Here is a 17451-nt window from a genome sequence, read left to right on the forward strand (position 1 = left end):
AAAGGCGACCACTTAACCGGTCGCCTTTTTTATTTACAGCAGCTCTCTCGCCGCCGACACAATGTCATGCGCAGTAAGACCATATTCCTTCTGCAGGAAATCCTGCGTCCCAACCTGACCGTAGCGCTCCTTAACGCCCACCCGACGCATCGGCACCGGGCAGGTTTCCACCAGCACTTCCGCCACCGCCGACCCCAGGCCGTTGTGAATGCTGTGGTTTTCGCAGGTGACGATGCGCCCGGTTTTCTCGGCGTAGTTTTTCACCAACATTCGGTCGATAGGCTTCAGGGTAAACATGTCGATGACTGCCGCGCTGACCCCCTCCTGCTCTAGCTGGCGCGCCGCCTCCAGCGCCTCCGCCACCATGATGCCGTTGGCAATCAGCGTGATATCGCTGCCTTCGCGCAGCACGTTGCCTTTGCCAATGGTAAAGGTCGAGCCCGGCGCATAGACGCTCGGCGCCTGCTTGCGGATGGTGCGCACCCAGTAAAAGCCTTCGAGGTCGATAAGCTGACGCAGCACGTCCTCGAACATCACCGCGTCTGTGACCTCCAGCACCACCGAATGCGCCAGACCGCGCACGATGCCCATATCTTCGAACGACATGTGCGTCCCGCCGTTGTGGCAGGCCGTCACGCCCGCGTCTGAAGCAATCACCTTCACGTTGTTACGCTGGTAGTCCAGGGACATAAACAGCTGGTCGAAGCAGCGGCGGCTGGCAAACGCGGTGAAGGTATGAACGAACGGCTTACGCCCGGTGAGCGACAGCCCCGCCGCGGTGCCAATAACGTTGGCCTCCATAATGCCGCAGTTAATCACGTGCTGCGGATAATCGCGCGCTACGCCGTCCATCGCCATCGAGCTCATCAGATCCGCTTCCAGGGCGATAATCTCGCTGCCGGCCTCAATCTGCTTTGCTACGAAGCCCGCGTAGACCTTACGCATCTCAACGGCGTCTTTCTGTCCTGCCGGTGCAACCTTAATCATGTGAAGCCTCCAGTTGGCAAATCGTCTCGTTGAGGGCCGCTTTGCTCTCCGCGGTCAACCGCAGGTGGTGCGAGTTGCTGAGCTGTTCCAGGTACGGCACCCCCTGCCCTTTGATGCTGTCGAGGATCACCACCCGCGGACGCGCATCGGCCTCCGGTACCCTTGAAGTCACCTCCAGCAGCGCCGGAACGTCATCCCCCTTCACCGTTACTACGTCAAAGCCAAAGGCGCGGAACTTCCCTTCCAGGTCGAACGCGCTGATGATCTCGTCCAGCTCGCCGTCGAGCTGCTGTTTGTTCCAGTCGACGAACACCGTCAGGTTGTTGAGGCGATGGTGGGCGATAAACTGGAAGGCTTCCCAGCACTGACCCTCGTTCAGCTCGCCGTCACCGACGATGCAGAAGACCCGATTCGGCCGCCCCGCGAGCTTGTGCGACAGCGCCATGCCGCCAGCGATGGAGATCCCCTGCCCGAGCGAGCCGGTGGTGGCGTCCACGCCGCGCGTTTTCAGGCGGTCCGGATGGCTTGGCAGACGCGTGCCGTTCTGGTTCAGGGTGCTCAGCTCCTCCATCGGGAAGTAGCCCTTAATCGCCAGGGTGCTGTAGAGCGCCGGGCCCGCATGGCCCTTCGACAGCACAAAATAGTCGCGCTCCGGCCAGTCCGGATCCGCCGGGTCGATCTTCATCACCGCGCCGTACAGCACGGCCAGTGTTTCGACCACCGACATGCTGCCGCCGTAGTGCCCAAAGCCCAGCTGCGTTAGCGATTTCAGCGTCTCAAGGCGGATCTGGCGCGCCAGTTCAGTTATCTCGTTCTCATTCATGATTTGGCTCCGGTGTTTTCCTGCGCGTTACCGCCAGCAGGTTTGTTTTTCGCGAAGACGTTGTACGCCACCAGCAGTGCGAACAGCGCCACAACCAGCCCGGTGATGGCGAGCGGCGACAGGAAGCGCGCCAGGTTACCCAGCACAATACCGACCGCGCCGAAATCGGCATCCGAGAAGGTGGTATTAGCAAAGCCAATCGCGCCCAGTACCGGCAGCAGCAGAACCGGCAGGAAGGTGATCAGCAGGCCGTTGGCGAAGGCGCCTATCATTGCCCCGCGGCGTCCGCCGGTGGCGTTACCGAACACGCCCGCCGTCGCGCCGGTGAAGAAGTGCGGCACCACGCCCGGCAGGATCAGCACCCAGTTGAACTGGCCGCAGATGATTAACCCCACAATCCCCCCCAGGAAGCTGAACAGGAAGCCAATCAGCACCGCGTTTGGCGCATAGGGATAGACCACCGGGCAGTCCAGCGCGGGACGCGCGTTCGGGACCAGTTTTTCCGAAAAGCCGGTAAAGGCCGGGACGATTTCTGCCAGAATCAGGCGCACGCCCTGCAGGATGATGAACACCCCCGCCGCGAAGGTGATCGCCATGATGATGGCGTATACCAGGTAGTTCTGACCGCCGCTGAAGGTCGACTCGACATACTCGCGTCCGGCGCTCACCGCCATGATCAGGTAGATAATCATCATGGTCAGGGAGATGGAGATCGAAGAGTCGCGCAGGAAGCTCAGGTTCTTCGGCAGGTTCATCTCTTCGGTGGAGCGGGAGCCTTTGCCGACTTTGCTGCCAATCCAGCCGGACAGCACGTAGCCCAGCGTACCGAAATGGCCAAATGCAATCTCATCGTTGCCGGTAATACGCTTCATATAGCGCTGCGCAATGGCCGGGAAGAACGCCATAATCAGGCCGAGGATCAGCGAGCCGGTAAACACCAGCCCCACGCCCTCAAAGCCCGCCACGGTGAGGATCACGCCAATCATGCACGCCATATAAAACGTGTGGTGCCCGGTCAGAAATATGTACTTCAGACGGGTAAAGCGCGCGACGACAATATTCGCCACCATGCCGAAGGCCATGATCAGCGCGGTCGAGGCACCGTATTTTTCCAGGGCTATCGACACTATCGCTTCATTGTTAGGAATAATGCCCTGGATATTAAAGGCGTGCTCAAACATGCCGCCTAAGGGATTTAGCGACCCCACCAGCACCGTGGCGCCGCCGCCCAGCACAATAAAGCCGAGAATCGTTTTAATTGTGCCTTTTACGACATCTGAAAAAGATTTTTTCTGCGCAACAAGACCAATTAACGCAATTAACCCCACCAGCACCGAAGGGACTTTTAAAATATCGACAACGAAATTCAGCGTTTCAAGGATAAACATATCCACCTCGCCTTATCAGGGTTATTGTCTGTCGAACCAGGCGCGCAGCTGCGCTTCGAGTTCGTTGATATCAATGATGTTGTTGATCACTACCAGCTGGCTTTCCGGCACGCTGGCGCTTGCCGCAATGTCTTTCGCCATAACGAACAGGTCCGCCGCGCCCGGCGTGGCGGAGGAGAGATCGGAGTGTTCAACCTCGGCGTCAATGTCCAGCTTTTTGAGCACCTTTTTAATGTTCATTTCGACCATAAAACTGCTGCCCAGGCCAGAACCGCAAATAGCCATGATTTTCATTGTTGTCCCCTTATTTTGAGTAGAGCACGCCCCATCACGCTGGCGCGTAATGTTGGGAAGAATCGGATTAAAGAATTAAATCAGAAGCGGTCAATAATGGTTTTAATATCCTCCAGGGTATTCGCCTGATGTAATTTCTCCATATCCTCGTCGCTGGAAAATAGTTCTGCGAGTGCGGATATCATTTCAATATGGCTATGTTTATCCGGTGCCGCGAGCATAATAATCAGATCGACAGGGTCAAACTCTCCGGCACCAAAAGAGACGCCCTGTTTTAGTTTTAGTAATGACAAGCCCAGTCCTTTGGCGCCCTCCTCCGGCCGCGCATGCGGCATGGCCAGCCCTGGTGCCAGCACATAATAGGGTCCTAACGTATGGTGCTGCTGAATGATTGCCGTCACGTATTCCGGTGCAATCACCTGCAGATCCAGCAGCGGTTTCGCGCACATCTCCAGCGCCTGCGGCCAGCTTTCAACGCTATCCTGCAGCGTAATGGTTGTATCATATATCCACTTTTTGAGCATTTTTCCCTCCCGCTAAACGCTAAAGATGGGCAAACTTTATTCAACCCATCAATCATTGACTGCGATCGCGATCACAAAGATAGCGCTACCAATAACTAACATGCAGAAGTGTGATAGCGCTATCAAATTGTCATCATCGTGTGAAATCACAGCAAAAAAAGGGATTTAAGGCGTATACTGCCTGTCACCTGAAATGAAGGAAAAAGAACGCGTCTGGTCAGCAGGAAGGTGTATGTCTTTAACCCGAAAACGGCGCAGTACCGGAAAAGTCACGCTCGCTGATGTCGCACAGCTTGCCGGAGTCGGCACGATGACCGTCTCCCGTGCACTCCGCACGCCTGAACAGGTTTCCGATAAACTGCGTGAAAAAATTGAAGCTGCGGTGCAGGAACTGGGCTATATGCCCAATCTCGCCGCCAGCGCACTGGCATCGGCGTCGTCATGGACGATTGCGATGGTTGTTCCCAACCTTTCCGAAGCCGGTTGTTCAGAGATGTTTGCCGGGCTACAGCAGGTGCTGCAGCCGGCCGGATACCAGATCATGCTGGCTGAGTCCCAGCATCGTCTTGAACAGGAAGAGAAACTGCTCGAAACGCTGCTGGCGTCGAATATCGCCGCCGCGATTTTGCTCAGCGTCGAGCACACCGACACCGTTCGCCACTGGCTGAAAAATTCGTCGATTCCGGTGATGGAGATGGGTGCTATGCGCGCCGATCCGATCGATATGAATATCGGGATCGATAACGTGGCGGCCATGTTTGAGCTGACGGAAATGGTGATCAGGCGCGGCTACCAAAGTATTGGCCTGCTGTGCGCCAACCAGGAGCAGTGGATTTTCCAGCAGCATTTGCAGGGCTGGTACAAGGCGATGCTGCGCCATCATCTGTCGCCGAACCGGGTGATTAACGCGGCGATGCCGCCGAGCTTCTCGACCGGCGCGGCACAGCTGCCAGAGTTCCTGCTGGCGTGGCCGGAACTGGATGCGCTGGTGTGCGTATCAGACGAGCTGGCCTGTGGCGCGCTGTATGAATGTCAGCGTCGACGCATTAAAGTGCCGGACGATCTGGCAGTCGTGGGCTTTGGTGATAGCGACGTGAGCCGCGTTTGCCAGCCGCCGCTGACGACGATGGCGGTACCGCATCGTAAGATTGGGATTGAGGCAGGAAAAGCGCTACTGGAACGTCTGAATGACGGAGACTGGCGCGACCAAAAACCCATCGCGTCCAGCCTGTGCCTGCGGGAAAGCTGTTAAGGCTTACTCAGCCTCTTCCTCTTTTTCCGCTTTGTTTTCCGGCTTAGCGGATTCGTTTTTGGCGTTGCGGGTCATCCACAGCGCCAGCGCCTTTAATGAATCTGGCGTGAACTCGTCGCAGCGGGCAGTAATCTCTTCCGGCGTCATCCAGCAGACTTCGCTTACTTCCTCTTCCTGCAGGGCGAAAGGCCCGTGGGACACACAGCTAAACAGTCCGCCCCAGACGCGGCAATGCTCGTCTTCGAAATAGAACTGACCGTGCTCGGCAAACGGCACCCCGGCGATGCCTAACTCTTCTTCCGCTTCACGACGCGCGGAATCCAGCAGCACTTCATCGGCCTGCACGACGCCACCCGCGGTGGCATCCAGCATACCCGGAAGAAAATCTTTAGTGTCCGTGCGGCGCTGGACCAGAATTTTGCCCATGCCGTCATGCACAACGATGTACGTTGCACGGTGACGCAGGCGCTCTGCACGCATTTGTTCGCGGCTCGCCTGCGCGATCACTTCATTTTCTTCGCTGACAATGTCAACCCATTCAGTACTTGCCAAATGATTCTGCTCCACCATCGGGAAACCTTCTCGTCTAAGCGCTCTTTCGGCGCGTTTGCAGTTGTGGTGTAACTTACGGATTAATCGCTACCTGCGCAATAACTTGCTGATCATTAAGTGCGATAACGCTCAGGGTATTTCCATCCAGCATGCCATAGCTCGCAGGATATCTGCCTTTCGGGATGCTGACCGACCCCGGGTTAAAGTGATAGATCTCACCGCGTTTTTCAGCAACCGGAATATGAGTATGACCGTAAACCAGGACATCGCCAGCCGCGAGCGCAGGGAGATTGTCCGGGCTAAAAAGATGCCCATGCGTCAGGAACAGCCGGCAGTTTTCCAGCAGCACCTGTTGCCACGGCGCGGTAAGAGGAAAATGGAGCAGCATCTGGTCCACTTCGCTGTCGCAGTTGCCGCGCACGGCGATAATGCGCGAGGCAAAGGAGTTGAGCTTCTCCGCCACCTGCGCAGGGGCATAGCCTTCCGGCAGCGCATTGCGTGGCCCATGATTTAACACATCCCCCAGAATCACCAGCCATTGCGCCCCGCTTTGCGAAAACAGAGAAAGCACTCGCTCGGTCGCGGGCAGCGATCCATGGATATCCGACGCAAACATCAGTTTCATCCGTCACTCCCAGGTAAAAAAACTGCCCTTATCATACCTGAAGCGTCAGGGCTTATCAGCCCGCGCGCTTAGCGGAGAGTGCCACATAGCGCTGTACGGAGGCCCGCTGCCACTGGAACGCCGCATAATCCACCAGCAGTTGAGGCACCTCATCGCCGTTGAGAATCAAACGGTTCAGCATCAGCGCCAGATCGGTATCGGCAATGCACCATTCACCGAACAGGTTCGGATTACCGTGAGCGAGCAGCGAGGTGGCGGTTTCAATCAGCTTTTGCGCGCTGTCGACGCCTTCTGCGCTGAGTGCTGGCTTTTTCACACCGGCAAACACGACATCCGTGGAGCGCTCGACGCGAATCGGCACCAGGTCGCTACGCAGCCACGCCTGGATCTGCCGCGCGCGGGCGCGCTTTTGCAGATCGTGAGGATAGATGCGCTCCCACTCAGGCGGCGCAAAACGATCTTCCAGATATTCATCGATCGCCGACGATTCGCTCAGCGCAAAGCCATCGATCTCCAGCACCGGCACGCGTCGGGTCAGGTCGTAACCCTGCCACTGGGGTTTGAGATGTTCACCACCGTCGAGATCGACGGTCTTCAGCGTAAAGGAGAGTCCCTTTTCGGCCAGCGAAACGTATACGCTCATGACGTAGGGAGAAAAGAAATTTGCATCGGACCACAACGTAATTACGGGCTGGTTCATAACATCCTCATCGGCTGATCGGTTTTTACTCAACATATAATCTCTTTGCGTCTCTGTCACTTGATGAAAACTCACGATTTACAACCACCACCTATACTCATTTGTCATGGCACCACTATTCGACTGACAGGAGTTGAGAATGATTGACCTTTATTACGCCCCTACTCCAAACGGCCATAAGATCACCCTCTTTCTCGAAGAAGCCGAACTGGATTACAGAATCATTCGCGTGGATATCAGCAAAGGCGAACAGTTCAACCCTGTGTTTTTGGCTATCTCGCCGAACAATAAAATTCCGGCCATTATTGATAGCCAGCCAGCGGACGGAGGCAGGCCGCTGAGCCTGTTTGAATCCGGCGAAATTTTGCTTTATCTGGCGGAGAAAACCGGCAAGCTGCTGAGCGGTGAATTGCGCGAGCGTCACCACACTTTGCAGTGGCTTTTCTGGCAGTCAAGCGGCTTTGGGCCGATGCTGGGGCAGAACCACCACTTCACCGCCTTCGCGCCGCAGACCATTCCTTACGCCATCGAGCGATATCAGGTTGAAACCCAGCGTCTTTACGGCGTTCTGAACCAGCGGCTGGAGAAAACGCCGTGGCTCGGGGGCGACCATTACAGCATTGCCGATATTGCCTGCTGGCCGTGGGTAAATACGCATGATAAACACCGAATTGACTTAGCGTCTTACCCGGCGGTGAATAACTGGTTTGAGCGTATCCGGACCCGCCCGGCCACCGAACGCGCGATGCAAAAAATCCAGCAAATTTAACCTTGTAGGAAGCTGGGTGCCTGCGAGGCTCTCATGTATTATGGGCGGAAATACTGACACGGAGATGACCTGCAATGTCACAGCCAGACGCTATTATTCGGATAAAAAATTTACGCTTGCGCACGTTCATTGGTATCAAAGAGGAAGAGATTGCCAACCGTCAGGATATTGTTATTAATGTGGTTATCCACTACCCGGCAGACAAAGCGCGGGCCAGCGAAGACATCAACGACGCGCTGAACTATCGCACGATAACCAAAAACATCATTCAGTACGTGGAAAACAACCGCTTCTCGCTGCTGGAGAAATTAACTCAGGATGTGCTCGATATCGCACGCGACCATGACTGGGTCACTTATGCTGAAGTAGAGATCGATAAACTTCACGCCCTGCGCTATGCCGACTCCGTCTCCATGACGTTAAGCTGGCGACGCCAGGGGTAAACCTGGAGGTTGTATGAAGATTTTGCTGACTGGCGGTACAGGCCTGATTGGTCGCCATCTCATTGCCCGCCTGCAGGCGCTGCATCATGATGTCACCGTGGTGACGCGCAGCCCGGAAAAAGCGCGTCAGGTGCTGGGAGCAGGGGTCGATATCTGGAAAGGGCTGGCCGAACGGCAGAATCTGGACGGTTTTGACGCCGTCATCAACCTTGCAGGCGAACCCATCGCTGATAAGCGCTGGACCGAAGAGCAGAAACAGCGGTTGTGCAGTAGCCGCTGGAATATTACCGAAAAGCTGGTTGAGCTGATTCGCAACAGCCACACGCCGCCGTCGGTGCTGATTTCAGGTTCTGCGACGGGCTATTACGGCGATCTTGGCGAAGTGGTGGTAACCGAAGAGGAGCCGCCCCACAACGAGTTTACCCATAAACTCTGCGCCCAGTGGGAGCGCATCGCCTGCGCGGCGCAGAGCGATAAGACCCGCGTCTGCCTGCTGCGTACCGGCGTGGTGCTTGCGCCGAAAGGGGGCATTCTGGGTAAAATGCTTCCGCCCTTTAGGCTGGGGCTCGGCGGGCCGATCGGCAACGGCCGTCAGTACCTGGCCTGGATCCATATCGACGATATGGTGAACGGCATTATCTGGCTGCTGGATAACGATCTGCGCGGGCCGTTTAATATGGTTGCGCCGTATCCGGTACGCAATGAACAGTTTGCCCATGCGCTGGGGCATGCCCTGCACCGCCCAGCGATTTTACGCGTACCTGCGACGGCGATTCGCCTGATGATGGGCGAAGCGTCCGTGCTGGTGTTGGGCGGCCAGCGAGCGCTGCCGAAAAGGCTGGAGGCGGCCGGGTTTGCGTTTCGCTGGTATGATTTAGAAGAGGCGCTGGGGGATGTGGTGCGGTGAATATGTTACAGTGATACGCCATGTTCCGATGAAATGGCGTAACAATGGCAACCATCACCACTCCCCGGCTTCACCTCACCCCTTTCGAACCCTCAGACTGGGCGTTCTTCCGCTCGCTGCGCGAAAACCGCGACATCATGCGCTATATGGCCGCGATTGCTCCCGAAAAAGAGACCCGACGCGTGTTTGCCGCACGCCTGATGGCGGAGCATGTCTTCGTGATCCGCTTTCTGAATGAAGATACGCCGCTGGGGGATATCGGCCTGCAAATCAGTCAGGAGAATCGTGCAGAGGCGGACATCGGCTACACGGTTGTGCCTGCGGCGCAGGGAAAAGGTATCGCCAGTGAGGCGCTGCGCGCGGTGTGTGACTATGCGTTTAACCAGACCGGCGTGAGAGCGATTAACGCGTACGTGCTGGCGGACAACGGCGGGTCCGTGCGGGTGCTGGAGAAAGCCGGTTTTGTGCGCACGCAGGTGCTGGAAAAGGCGTATGAGATTGACGGCGTGCGTTATGACGACTGGGTGTATCGGCTGGAGTGTGGTGCGGCCTGAGGCCCTCACCCACGGGGTTGAGGAATCCCCACAAATTAATGCCAGCACGAACGCCCCCCTCTCCCTTGAGGGAGAGGGCTGGGGTGAGGGGGAACATACGGCTCTGGTGGTCATTCCGTTCACTTTATGTTCCTTGCTACTCTGTAAGGACATGACCAGTGAACGTGCCAGGGCGGCTCAGTCGCCACCGCCCTGGCGACCCGGGCTCCCGGCGGTAAATCGCCGCTTCGCGGTGCCCTCAGCTTATTCCTTCAGGCTATCGGGTCGGGCATGAGCCTGCATCCCTGCAGGCCACGCCCTCTCGGCGCATCCGTGCGCCTCGCCCCGGCCTTACGGAAACGCTTCGGCGATTTACAGCCGGACCAGGGCGTCGCTGAAAGCTTTAACTCATTCTGAAACAACCTTATTGCTTCTGCTTATAAATTACTGGGGATTCCTCAGCCCACGGGGAGAGGGAGAACACCTGGCCCGTGGGCCCGGTAAGCGAAGCGCCACCGGGCGGTTGGGCTGCACTGCGGGCTGATGCCTTCTTTACTTCAGAGATCCTTTGAGGAACTGCTGCAACCGCGGGCTCTGCGGGTTCGCCAGCACCTCATCCGGGTGGCCCTGCTCTTCAATTTTCCCCTGATGCAGGAAAATCACGTGGTTCGAGACGTTACGGGCGAAGCCCATCTCGTGCGTCACCACTACCATCGTTTTGCCCTCTTCGGCCAGCTTCTGCATGATGCGCAGCACTTCGCCGACGAGTTCCGGGTCCAGCGCGGAGGTCGGTTCGTCGAACAGCAGCACCTCCGGTTCCATCGCCAGCGCGCGGGCGATAGAGACACGCTGCTGCTGGCCGCCGGAGAGGTGCACCGGGTACTTCATCTGCTGGCGCTCGTCGATACCCACTTTCGCCAGGTATTTCACCGCGCGCTCGCGGGCTTCCTGCTTGCTCAGGCCCAGGACCTGAACCGGTGCTTCCATCACATTCTCCAGCACCGTCATGTGGCTCCAGAGGTTGAAATGCTGGAACACCATCGTCAGGCGCGTGCGCAGCAGGCGCAGCTGATTCTTATCCGCCACCTTCAGCTGGCCGTCTTTGTCACGGACCAGGTTAATAGTCTGCCCGCTCACCACAATCGAACCTTCGCTCGGCTTTTCGAGGAAGTTAATGCAGCGCAGGAAGGTACTTTTACCCGAGCCGGATGAGCCGATGATACTGATCACATCGCCCGCATTCGCCTGCAGCGACACCCCTTTCAGCACTTCATGTTCGCCGTAGCGTTTGTGCAAATCAATAACGTTTAATTTGTTCTCAGCCATCATCTTTCTCAGTGCGTCGAAGAAGGTTTTATATGCTGCAACCAGCGTTTTTCAGCCTTACGGAACAGGCTAATCAGAACATAAGAGATAATTAAATAGAGCACCGCCGCAATGCCAAACGCGGTAAACGGCTGATAGGTCGCGGAGTTGATATCGCGCGCGATTTTGAGCAGATCCGGCACCGTCGCGGTAAAGGCGAGCGCGGTGGAGTGCAGCATCAAAATCACTTCGTTGCTGTACGCCGGAAGCGCGATACGCAGCGCCGAAGGCAGAATAATACAGCGGTAAAGCTTCACGGAGGAGAAGCCGTACGCGCGCGCCGCCTCGATCTCTCCGTGCGGCACGGAACGAATGGCCCCGGCGAAAATCTCGGTGGTATAGGCGCAGGTGTTGAGCGTTAGCGCCAGCACCGTACAGTTCAGGCCACTGCGGAAGAACGCGTTCAGCATTTCCGTGCCTTTTACGATCTCAAGCGTATACATCCCCGAATAGAACACCAGCAGCTGCACGTACAGCGGCGTGCCGCGAAACACATAGGTAAACAGCCAGATCGGGAACTGGATAAACTTGTTGTTCGACACGCGGCCGATGGCGAGAAACACCGCCAGAATGCCGCCCATCACCACGGAAGAAATCAGCAGCCAGAGCGTAATCGCCACGCCGGTAAAGCGGTAGCCATCCGTCCACAGCAGGGATTTCCAGTATTCCTGAATAATCTCAATCACAGGTCAGCCCTCTTCACACCCACGGAGTAGCGACGTTCGAGCAGAAGCAGCACACCATTGGAGACGGTCGTAAAGACCAGATAGATCACGCCGCAGACTACCGCAAAGTAGAACGGCTCCCAGGTGCTCTTGCCCGCCAGCTGAGTCGCTTTAACAACGTCTTCCAGACCGAGCAGCGAGACCAGCGCCGTCGCTTTGAGAATAACCTGCCAGTTGTTGCCGATGCCCGGCAGCGCATAGCGCATCATGGCCGGGAACATGATTCGGCGAAACGTTTGTGAAGAGGTAAAACCAAATGCGGTTGCCGCTTCAATGTGTCCTCTTGGGACCGCCATGTAAGCGCCACGGAAGGTTTCCGTGAAGTAGGCACCGTAGATAAAACCGAGGGTAATAATACCGGCCACCATCGGGTCGATATCAATTTGTCCCATCCCCATCGCATCCGTCACGCTGTTCAGCGCAATCTGCAGACCGTAAAAGATAAGCAGCATCAGCACCAGATCGGGTACGCCGCGAATGAGCGTGGTATAACCTTCGAAAATGAGCGCCAGCGGTTTGTTAGCCGAAAGCTTCGCCCCTGCGCCCGCCAGACCTATCAGCACCGCCAGCACCACGGAGCTGATAGCCAGCTCAAGGGTGACAAGCGCGCCCTGTAAAATAACGCCAGAAAATCCGTACAGCATACCGCGAGCCCTGTCGTATCGTGAGTGGTAAACCGTGTCTTATCCCCTCCCGCAGCGGGAGGGGCCGCACGTTATTTGACGGAGCGATTAGCCGCCGTACACATTGAAATCGAAGTACTTTTTCGCCAGCTTGTCATAGGTACCGTCAGCGCGCATTTCCGCAAACGCTTTGTTCAGCGCTTCACGCAGCTCGTTGTCTTCTTTGCGCAGGCCCATTCCGGTGCCTACACCAAACAACTTCACATCCTTAATGGACGGGCCGCCGAACTTGTAATCTTTACCCACCGGCGTTTTCAGGAAGCCTTCGCTTGCCGCGACTTCATCCTGGAATGCCGCATCAATACGGCCTGCCGTCAGGTCTGCGTAAATATTTTCCTGGCCCTGATAGGAGACGATTTCAATCCCCTTCGGCGCCCAGTGTTCGTTACCGTAGGTTTCCTGCGTGGTGCCCTGCAGCACGCCCACGCGTTTCCCCTTCAGCGACTCGAGGGTCGGTTGAATGTCTGAAGACTTTGCCACCACCAGACGTGAATCGGCCGCATAGAGCTTGTCGGTGAAGGCAATCTCCTGCTGGCGTTTCTCGGTAATGGAAAGCGAGGACATAATCACGTCGATTTTTTTGGCTTTCAGGGAAGGGATCAGCGCATCCAGCGGGTTTTCTACATAAGTACACTGCGCTTTGATGCGTTTGCACAGCTCATTGGCCAAATCGATGTCAAAACCCACCAGTTCACCCTTTGAATTCTTCGATTCAAACGGCGCATAGGTTGGATCAGTACCAATACGGATTTTCTGCGGAATGGCTGCGAATGCCGCGGTGGCGCTGGAAAAGGCCAGCACGAGGGATAGTGACAACACGAGTTTTTTCATATTTGTCCTCAACAAACTGTCTACATACGGTTTTTTTACGACGACGGGGTGGGGTTAATGTGCCATTAATCCCCGCTGTCAGGCAAAGAATAATGCCTTTCTGGCGGGATTTTTTGCATTATTAATGCTTAAGTATGCACACAGCGACCCAATATGGTGCACAGACCGCACCATATTGAATCATCCTCACCCACGATGCACCACATCAGTGCATCACCGTGATGCGTTAGTCACCGTAGACGTTGAAGTCGAAGTATTTCTTCGCCAGTTTGTCGTAGGTACCGTCTTTGCGCAGCTCGGCAAACGCTTTGTCAAAGGCGGCTTTAAGCTCTTTATCGTCCTTGCGCAGGCCAATGCCGGTGCCGTCACCAAAGTATTTTTTGTCTTTCACGGACGGGCCCGCAAAGGCGTAGTCTTTACCTGCCGACTGCTTCAGGAACCCTTCGCTCGCGGCGACTTCATCCTGGAACGCGGCATCCAGACGGCCCGCCGCCAGGTCAGAGTAGATCAGATCCTGGTTCTGGTAAGCCACCACGTCGACGCCCTTCTCGCGCCAGTTGGCATTGGCGTAACCTTCCTGGGTCGATCCCTGGAGTACGCCAACGTGCTTGCCTTTCAGCGAGTCGATGGTCGGTTGAATCGGGGAACCTTTCGCGGCAATCAGACGCGAATCCGCAGCGTAGAGCTTGTCAGAGAACGCGATCTCCTGCTGACGCTTTTCGGTGATGGAGAGAGAAGAGATAATGGCGTCGATTTTCTTTGCCTTCAGCGACGGGATTAACGCGTCGAAGTCGCTGCCCACCCATGTGCATTTCACTTCCATACGTTTGCACATTTCATTTCCCAGATCGATGTCAAACCCCACGAAATCGCCCTTCGCATCCTTGGAAGAGAATGGCGCGTAGGTTGCGTCTGTACCGATACGAACCGTCTGTGGAAGCGCTGCGTAGCTACCTGCTGCTGCACTTAACCCCACCAGCAAAGACAGAGCCAGAACCGTCTTCTTCATACATTTACCCTCAAGTACCGTGATTTTATTATGTATTGTGTTGTGTGTTGTGTTGCAGGCTTCTCTTGCAGGTCTTATGCCACATTGCCGTCTGGTCAAAACTTCGACGTTAAATATGTTAATAAAACGTTGCGATATTGCCTTAATGGTGAAAGATAGCAGGTCTGCCGAACGAACCGGAAAGAGAAATAGGGAAAAAGCGAATTAAATGTCGAGGATATGATCGCCGTTGCATAATTGCCCTGAAACAGGGCAACGGCTCTTTTCATGCACAGCATTTGTGCACAGAATCAGGCTCCCTGCCAGCGGGTGAAGAGATCTTCGGGCAGGTCGATGTCAAACTGATCCAGCACGCGATTGATGGTCTGATTAATCACATCGTCCAGCGACTGTGGTCGGTGATAGAACGCCGGTACCGGCGGCATGATCACCGCGCCCAACTCGGCGGCCTGGGTCATTAAGCGCAGATGGCCCAGATGCAGCGGCGTTTCCCGCACGCAGAGCACCAGCGGGCGACGCTCCTTCAGCACCACGTCCGCCGCGCGCGTCACCAGGGTGTCGGTATAGCTGTTCACAATCCCGGAGAGCGTTTTAATTGAGCAGGGCAGGATAACCATGCCGGCGGTTTTAAACGAGCCTGAGGAGATGCTGGCGGCGATATCGCGGGCATCGTGAACCACGTCTGCCAGTGCCTGGACATCGCGCAGGGAAAGATCCGTTTCAAGGGAGAGGGTTTGTCGCGCCGCCTGGCTCATCACCAGATGCGTTTCCACTTCTGCCACGTTACGCAAAACCTGTAGCAGGCGTACGCCGTAAATCGCGCCGCTGGCACCGCTGATGCCAATAATGAGTCGTTTCATGATTTCGCCCTTGCTGATTTCTGGGCTGACTGTGCAGGATTTTGCGGGGAGTTGCAAGTGAGGGCACGCGCCCTCACCTGCGAAGAGATCAACCTTCGTTGTGCATCTCTAAGCTTTCGAGATCGTTTTGCAGCTGAACGGCTTTCGCATCGTCATTGCGCAGCGAATCAAGATAGTCAAGGTACTGCTGGTCAACGTCTTTCGTCACGTAGACGCCGTTAAACACGGAGCATTCGAACTGCTGAATTTCCGGGTTCTCGGCGCGCACCGCGTCGATGAGATCGTTCAGATCCTGGAAAATCAGGCCGTCGGCACCGATGATCTGGCGAATTTCGTCCACTTCGCGACCGTGAGCAATCAGCTCGTTGGCGGTTGGCATATCGATGCCGTACACGTTCGGAAAGCGAATTTCCGGCGCGGCAGATGCCAGGTAGACTTTCTTCGCACCCGCTTCGCGCGCCATCTCGATAATCTGCTCAGAGGTGGTGCCGCGAACGATGGAGTCATCCACCAGCAGAACGTTCTTGTCGCGGAATTCCGCGCGGTTGGCGTTCAGCTTACGGCGCACGGACTTACGGCGCAGATGCTGGCCCGGCATGATAAAGGTGCGGCCAACGTAGCGGTTTTTCACGAAGCCCTGACGGTATGGCTTTTCCAGAATGCGGGCAATTTCCAGGGCGATATCGCAGGAGGTTTCCGGGATAGGAATAACCACGTCGATGTCGAGATCGTCCCACTCGCGGGCAATCTTCTCGCCGAGCTTCGTGCCCATGTTCACGCGCGCGCTGTATACGGAGATTTTGTCGATGAACGAATCCGGACGGGCGAAGTAGACGTATTCAAACAGGCACGGGTTGCTGACCGGGTTGTCAGCACACTGGCGGGTAAACAGCTGGCCCTTCTCAGTGATATAGACCGCTTCGCCCGGCGCAACGTCGCGCAGGAATTCGAAGCCCAGGGTATCCAGCGCCACGCTCTCAGAGGCAACCATATATTCGGTACGGCCATCGCCAAGGTCGCGCTTACCCAGCACCAGCGGACGAATGCCGTTTGGATCGCGGAAGGCAACCATACCGTGACCGATGATCATCGCCACGCAGGCGTACGCACCGCGGATCTGGCGGTTGGTCGCAGCAATGGCAGCGAAGATATTGTCTGCTTCCAGCGGGTAATGACGGAAGTTATCCAGCTCGCTGGCGAACACATTGAGCAGGATTTCTGAATCAGAGGTGGTGTTAATGTGGCGACGTTTCTCTTCGAACAGCTTCTTACGCAGCTCATGGGCGTTGGTCAGGTTGCCGTTATGGGCAAGCGTGATGCCATACGGCGAGTTGACGTAGAAAGGCTGTGCCTCAGAGGCGCTGGAACTGCCAGCAGTAGGATAACGAACGTGACCGATCCCCATATTACCTTGCAGACGCTGCATATGGCGGGCTTCAAACACATCGTTTACCAGGCCATTCGCCTTACGTAAACGGAAGCAGTTGTTTGCATCAATGGTGATGATACCCGCAGCATCCTGCCCACGGTGCTGAAGCACCGTTAACGCGTCATAAATCGACTGGTTTACCGGCATGAAACCGGCGATACCGACAATACCGCACATTCGTCTTTTCCTCGTTAAGCCACATCTCAGGGTTTATGCCCTGGGCAAAAAACTCGACGAGCTTTGCAGATAGTCAAAGAACCATCTGATGATGAAGCTGAATTCTGGAATGAGCTGCGATTTCTGCCAGTCTTCACTTTTGGAGAACCCGGTGAAGGTATCCAGGAAGAACAGGATCGCGGCCACAATCAGCACGCCTCGCAACGCCCCGAAACAGATGCCGAGTACCCTGTCCGTTCCTGACAGACCGGTTTTCTCGACCAGCTGACCTATCACATAATTCACGATAGCGCCGACAATCAGCGTCGCGATAAACAGCACCGCGATGGCGATTCCATTTCGGACCAGTTCATCTTCAAAGCCCGTGAACCAGACAGACAGGTAAGTGTAGTAATGACTGGCAACAAAGAAAGCACAACCCCAGGTTACCAGCGATAACGCTTCACGAACAAAGCCACGGATCAGGCTAACCAGACAGGAAAAACCAATCACCGCAATGATGGCGTAATCAATCCAGACCATATGTGTCCCACGATTAAACGCCCTGTCATCCAGTTCGGGGCGAATTCTAACAG

The 17451-nt window shown here is 56.0% G+C and carries 21 protein-coding genes; 5 read left to right on the top strand and 16 right to left on the bottom strand.

All coding sequences use genetic code 11. The features are described from left to right. Positions 1-33: 33 nt before the first annotated feature. The 5 genes from ACR42C_RS15870 to ACR42C_RS15890 form a co-directional block, all read right to left on the bottom strand. Complete coding sequence (locus ACR42C_RS15870) at positions 34-987, bottom strand: transketolase family protein (RefSeq protein WP_045259691.1); 954 nt, start codon at positions 985-987, stop codon at positions 34-36. Continuing rightward, positions 980-1810 (bottom strand): transketolase, encoded by an 831-nt coding sequence (locus ACR42C_RS15875; protein WP_116338554.1) that lies wholly within the window; start codon positions 1808-1810, stop codon positions 980-982. The genes ACR42C_RS15870 and ACR42C_RS15875 overlap by 8 nt, the downstream gene beginning before the upstream one ends. Next, the gene (locus tag ACR42C_RS15880; protein WP_116338552.1) at positions 1807-3198 is read right to left on the bottom strand and encodes a PTS ascorbate transporter subunit IIC; all 1392 of its coding nucleotides are present in this window, start codon (positions 3196-3198) and stop codon (positions 1807-1809) included. Before ACR42C_RS15880 ends, ACR42C_RS15875 begins: the two co-directional genes overlap by 4 nt. A 21-nt stretch (positions 3199-3219) precedes the next feature. Then, on the bottom strand, positions 3220-3492 hold the full coding sequence (locus tag ACR42C_RS15885) for a PTS sugar transporter subunit IIB (RefSeq protein ID WP_116338550.1): 273 nt from the start codon (positions 3490-3492) through the stop codon (positions 3220-3222). A gap of 80 nt (positions 3493-3572) precedes the next feature. After that, the gene (locus tag ACR42C_RS15890; RefSeq protein WP_316379329.1) at positions 3573-4016 is read right to left on the bottom strand and encodes a PTS sugar transporter subunit IIA; all 444 of its coding nucleotides are present in this window, start codon (positions 4014-4016) and stop codon (positions 3573-3575) included. Between the two features lie 232 nt (positions 4017-4248). Between ACR42C_RS15890 and ACR42C_RS15895 the strand changes: the two genes are divergently transcribed. Then, positions 4249-5268, top strand: a complete 1020-nt coding sequence (locus tag ACR42C_RS15895; RefSeq protein WP_479984315.1) for a LacI family DNA-binding transcriptional regulator — start codon at positions 4249-4251, stop codon at positions 5266-5268. A gap of 3 nt (positions 5269-5271) precedes the next feature. On the opposite strand, the gene yfcD is transcribed toward ACR42C_RS15895, so the two are convergent. Genes yfcD through yfcF form a run of 3 tightly spaced genes read right to left on the bottom strand, consistent with a single transcriptional unit; the run spans position 5272 to position 7145 of the window. After that, on the bottom strand, positions 5272-5838 hold the full coding sequence (gene yfcD, locus ACR42C_RS15900) for an NUDIX hydrolase YfcD (protein WP_006811396.1): 567 nt from the start codon (positions 5836-5838) through the stop codon (positions 5272-5274). A 55-nt stretch (positions 5839-5893) separates the two neighbouring features. After that, on the bottom strand, positions 5894-6445 hold the full coding sequence (gene yfcE, locus ACR42C_RS15905) for a phosphodiesterase (RefSeq protein ID WP_320720992.1): 552 nt from the start codon (positions 6443-6445) through the stop codon (positions 5894-5896). 55 nt (positions 6446-6500) lie between these two features. Further along, positions 6501-7145: a glutathione transferase gene (gene yfcF, locus ACR42C_RS15910; protein ID WP_116338544.1), complete on the bottom strand. Its 645-nt coding sequence runs from the start codon at positions 7143-7145 to the stop codon at positions 6501-6503. A gap of 139 nt (positions 7146-7284) precedes the next feature. On the opposite strand from yfcF, the gene yfcG reads away from it, so the two are divergent. The 4 genes from yfcG to ACR42C_RS15930 all read left to right on the top strand — a co-directional run bounded on the left by yfcG (position 7285) and on the right by ACR42C_RS15930 (position 9818). Beyond that, positions 7285-7914: a GSH-dependent disulfide bond oxidoreductase gene (gene yfcG / locus ACR42C_RS15915; RefSeq protein ID WP_116338542.1), complete on the top strand. Its 630-nt coding sequence runs from the start codon at positions 7285-7287 to the stop codon at positions 7912-7914. A 74-nt stretch (positions 7915-7988) separates the two neighbouring features. Then, on the top strand, positions 7989-8357 hold the full coding sequence (gene folX / locus ACR42C_RS15920; RefSeq protein ID WP_116338540.1) for a dihydroneopterin triphosphate 2'-epimerase: 369 nt from the start codon (positions 7989-7991) through the stop codon (positions 8355-8357). A 13-nt stretch (positions 8358-8370) separates the two neighbouring features. Next, complete coding sequence (locus tag ACR42C_RS15925; RefSeq protein ID WP_479984316.1) at positions 8371-9264, top strand: TIGR01777 family oxidoreductase; 894 nt, start codon at positions 8371-8373, stop codon at positions 9262-9264. 44 nt (positions 9265-9308) lie between these two features. Continuing rightward, a complete protein-coding gene (locus ACR42C_RS15930; protein ID WP_116338536.1) occupies positions 9309-9818 on the top strand; it encodes a GNAT family N-acetyltransferase in 510 nt (169 codons plus the stop codon). A gap of 531 nt (positions 9819-10349) precedes the next feature. On the opposite strand, the gene hisP is transcribed toward ACR42C_RS15930, so the two are convergent. The 8 genes from hisP to cvpA all read right to left on the bottom strand — a co-directional run bounded on the left by hisP (position 10350) and on the right by cvpA (position 17398). Further along, positions 10350-11123 (bottom strand): histidine ABC transporter ATP-binding protein HisP, encoded by a 774-nt coding sequence (hisP, locus tag ACR42C_RS15935; RefSeq protein WP_116338533.1) that lies wholly within the window; start codon positions 11121-11123, stop codon positions 10350-10352. Positions 11124-11131: 8 nt separating this feature from the next. After that, on the bottom strand, positions 11132-11848 hold the full coding sequence (locus ACR42C_RS15940) for an ABC transporter permease (RefSeq protein ID WP_028013953.1): 717 nt from the start codon (positions 11846-11848) through the stop codon (positions 11132-11134). Beyond that, on the bottom strand, positions 11845-12531 hold the full coding sequence (locus tag ACR42C_RS15945; protein WP_048961437.1) for a histidine ABC transporter permease HisQ: 687 nt from the start codon (positions 12529-12531) through the stop codon (positions 11845-11847). The genes ACR42C_RS15940 and ACR42C_RS15945 overlap by 4 nt, the downstream gene beginning before the upstream one ends. A gap of 87 nt (positions 12532-12618) precedes the next feature. Then, positions 12619-13401: a histidine ABC transporter substrate-binding protein HisJ gene (gene hisJ, locus ACR42C_RS15950; RefSeq protein WP_008502592.1), complete on the bottom strand. Its 783-nt coding sequence runs from the start codon at positions 13399-13401 to the stop codon at positions 12619-12621. Positions 13402-13627: 226 nt separating this feature from the next. Continuing rightward, a complete protein-coding gene (gene argT / locus ACR42C_RS15955; RefSeq protein WP_116338531.1) occupies positions 13628-14410 on the bottom strand; it encodes a lysine/arginine/ornithine ABC transporter substrate-binding protein ArgT in 783 nt (260 codons plus the stop codon). A 290-nt stretch (positions 14411-14700) separates the two neighbouring features. Further along, entirely contained in the window at positions 14701-15270 is a 570-nt protein-coding gene (locus ACR42C_RS15960) for a UbiX family flavin prenyltransferase (RefSeq protein ID WP_116338529.1), read from the bottom strand. Between the two features lie 88 nt (positions 15271-15358). After that, positions 15359-16876, bottom strand: a complete 1518-nt coding sequence (purF, locus tag ACR42C_RS15965; RefSeq protein ID WP_116338528.1) for an amidophosphoribosyltransferase — start codon at positions 16874-16876, stop codon at positions 15359-15361. Between the two features lie 33 nt (positions 16877-16909). Then, complete coding sequence (gene cvpA, locus ACR42C_RS15970) at positions 16910-17398, bottom strand: colicin V production protein (protein ID WP_000262116.1); 489 nt, start codon at positions 17396-17398, stop codon at positions 16910-16912. Positions 17399-17451 lie beyond the last annotated feature (53 nt).

The organism is Enterobacter sp. MG-EB028, from assembly GCF_056673305.1.

Bases quoted from the DNA above. Each gene is read 5' to 3' on its own strand.
- yfcF (WP_116338544.1), bottom strand. From the start codon at position 7,145: ATGAACCAGCCCGTAATTACGTTGTGGTCCGATGCAAATTTCTTTTCT.
- ACR42C_RS15925 (WP_479984316.1), top strand. From the start codon at position 8,371: ATGAAGATTTTGCTGACTGGCGGTACAGGCCTGATTGGTCGCCATCTC.
- ACR42C_RS15890 (WP_316379329.1), bottom strand. From the start codon at position 4,016: ATGCTCAAAAAGTGGATATATGATACAACCATTACGCTGCAGGATAGC.
- ACR42C_RS15885 (WP_116338550.1), bottom strand. From the start codon at position 3,492: ATGAAAATCATGGCTATTTGCGGTTCTGGCCTGGGCAGCAGTTTTATG.
- ACR42C_RS15895 (WP_479984315.1), top strand. From the start codon at position 4,249: ATGTCTTTAACCCGAAAACGGCGCAGTACCGGAAAAGTCACGCTCGCT.
- yfcG (WP_116338542.1), top strand. From the start codon at position 7,285: ATGATTGACCTTTATTACGCCCCTACTCCAAACGGCCATAAGATCACC.
- yfcE (WP_320720992.1), bottom strand. From the start codon at position 6,445: ATGAAACTGATGTTTGCGTCGGATATCCATGGATCGCTGCCCGCGACC.
- ACR42C_RS15870 (WP_045259691.1), bottom strand. From the start codon at position 987: ATGATTAAGGTTGCACCGGCAGGACAGAAAGACGCCGTTGAGATGCGT.
- yfcD (WP_006811396.1), bottom strand. From the start codon at position 5,838: ATGGTGGAGCAGAATCATTTGGCAAGTACTGAATGGGTTGACATTGTC.
- ACR42C_RS15875 (WP_116338554.1), bottom strand. From the start codon at position 1,810: ATGAATGAGAACGAGATAACTGAACTGGCGCGCCAGATCCGCCTTGAG.
- ACR42C_RS15945 (WP_048961437.1), bottom strand. From the start codon at position 12,531: ATGCTGTACGGATTTTCTGGCGTTATTTTACAGGGCGCGCTTGTCACC.
- hisJ (WP_008502592.1), bottom strand. From the start codon at position 13,401: ATGAAAAAACTCGTGTTGTCACTATCCCTCGTGCTGGCCTTTTCCAGC.
- ACR42C_RS15960 (WP_116338529.1), bottom strand. From the start codon at position 15,270: ATGAAACGACTCATTATTGGCATCAGCGGTGCCAGCGGCGCGATTTAC.
- argT (WP_116338531.1), bottom strand. From the start codon at position 14,410: ATGAAGAAGACGGTTCTGGCTCTGTCTTTGCTGGTGGGGTTAAGTGCA.
- ACR42C_RS15930 (WP_116338536.1), top strand. From the start codon at position 9,309: ATGGCAACCATCACCACTCCCCGGCTTCACCTCACCCCTTTCGAACCC.
- hisP (WP_116338533.1), bottom strand. From the start codon at position 11,123: ATGGCTGAGAACAAATTAAACGTTATTGATTTGCACAAACGCTACGGC.
- ACR42C_RS15880 (WP_116338552.1), bottom strand. From the start codon at position 3,198: ATGTTTATCCTTGAAACGCTGAATTTCGTTGTCGATATTTTAAAAGTC.
- cvpA (WP_000262116.1), bottom strand. From the start codon at position 17,398: ATGGTCTGGATTGATTACGCCATCATTGCGGTGATTGGTTTTTCCTGT.
- purF (WP_116338528.1), bottom strand. From the start codon at position 16,876: ATGTGCGGTATTGTCGGTATCGCCGGTTTCATGCCGGTAAACCAGTCG.
- folX (WP_116338540.1), top strand. From the start codon at position 7,989: ATGTCACAGCCAGACGCTATTATTCGGATAAAAAATTTACGCTTGCGC.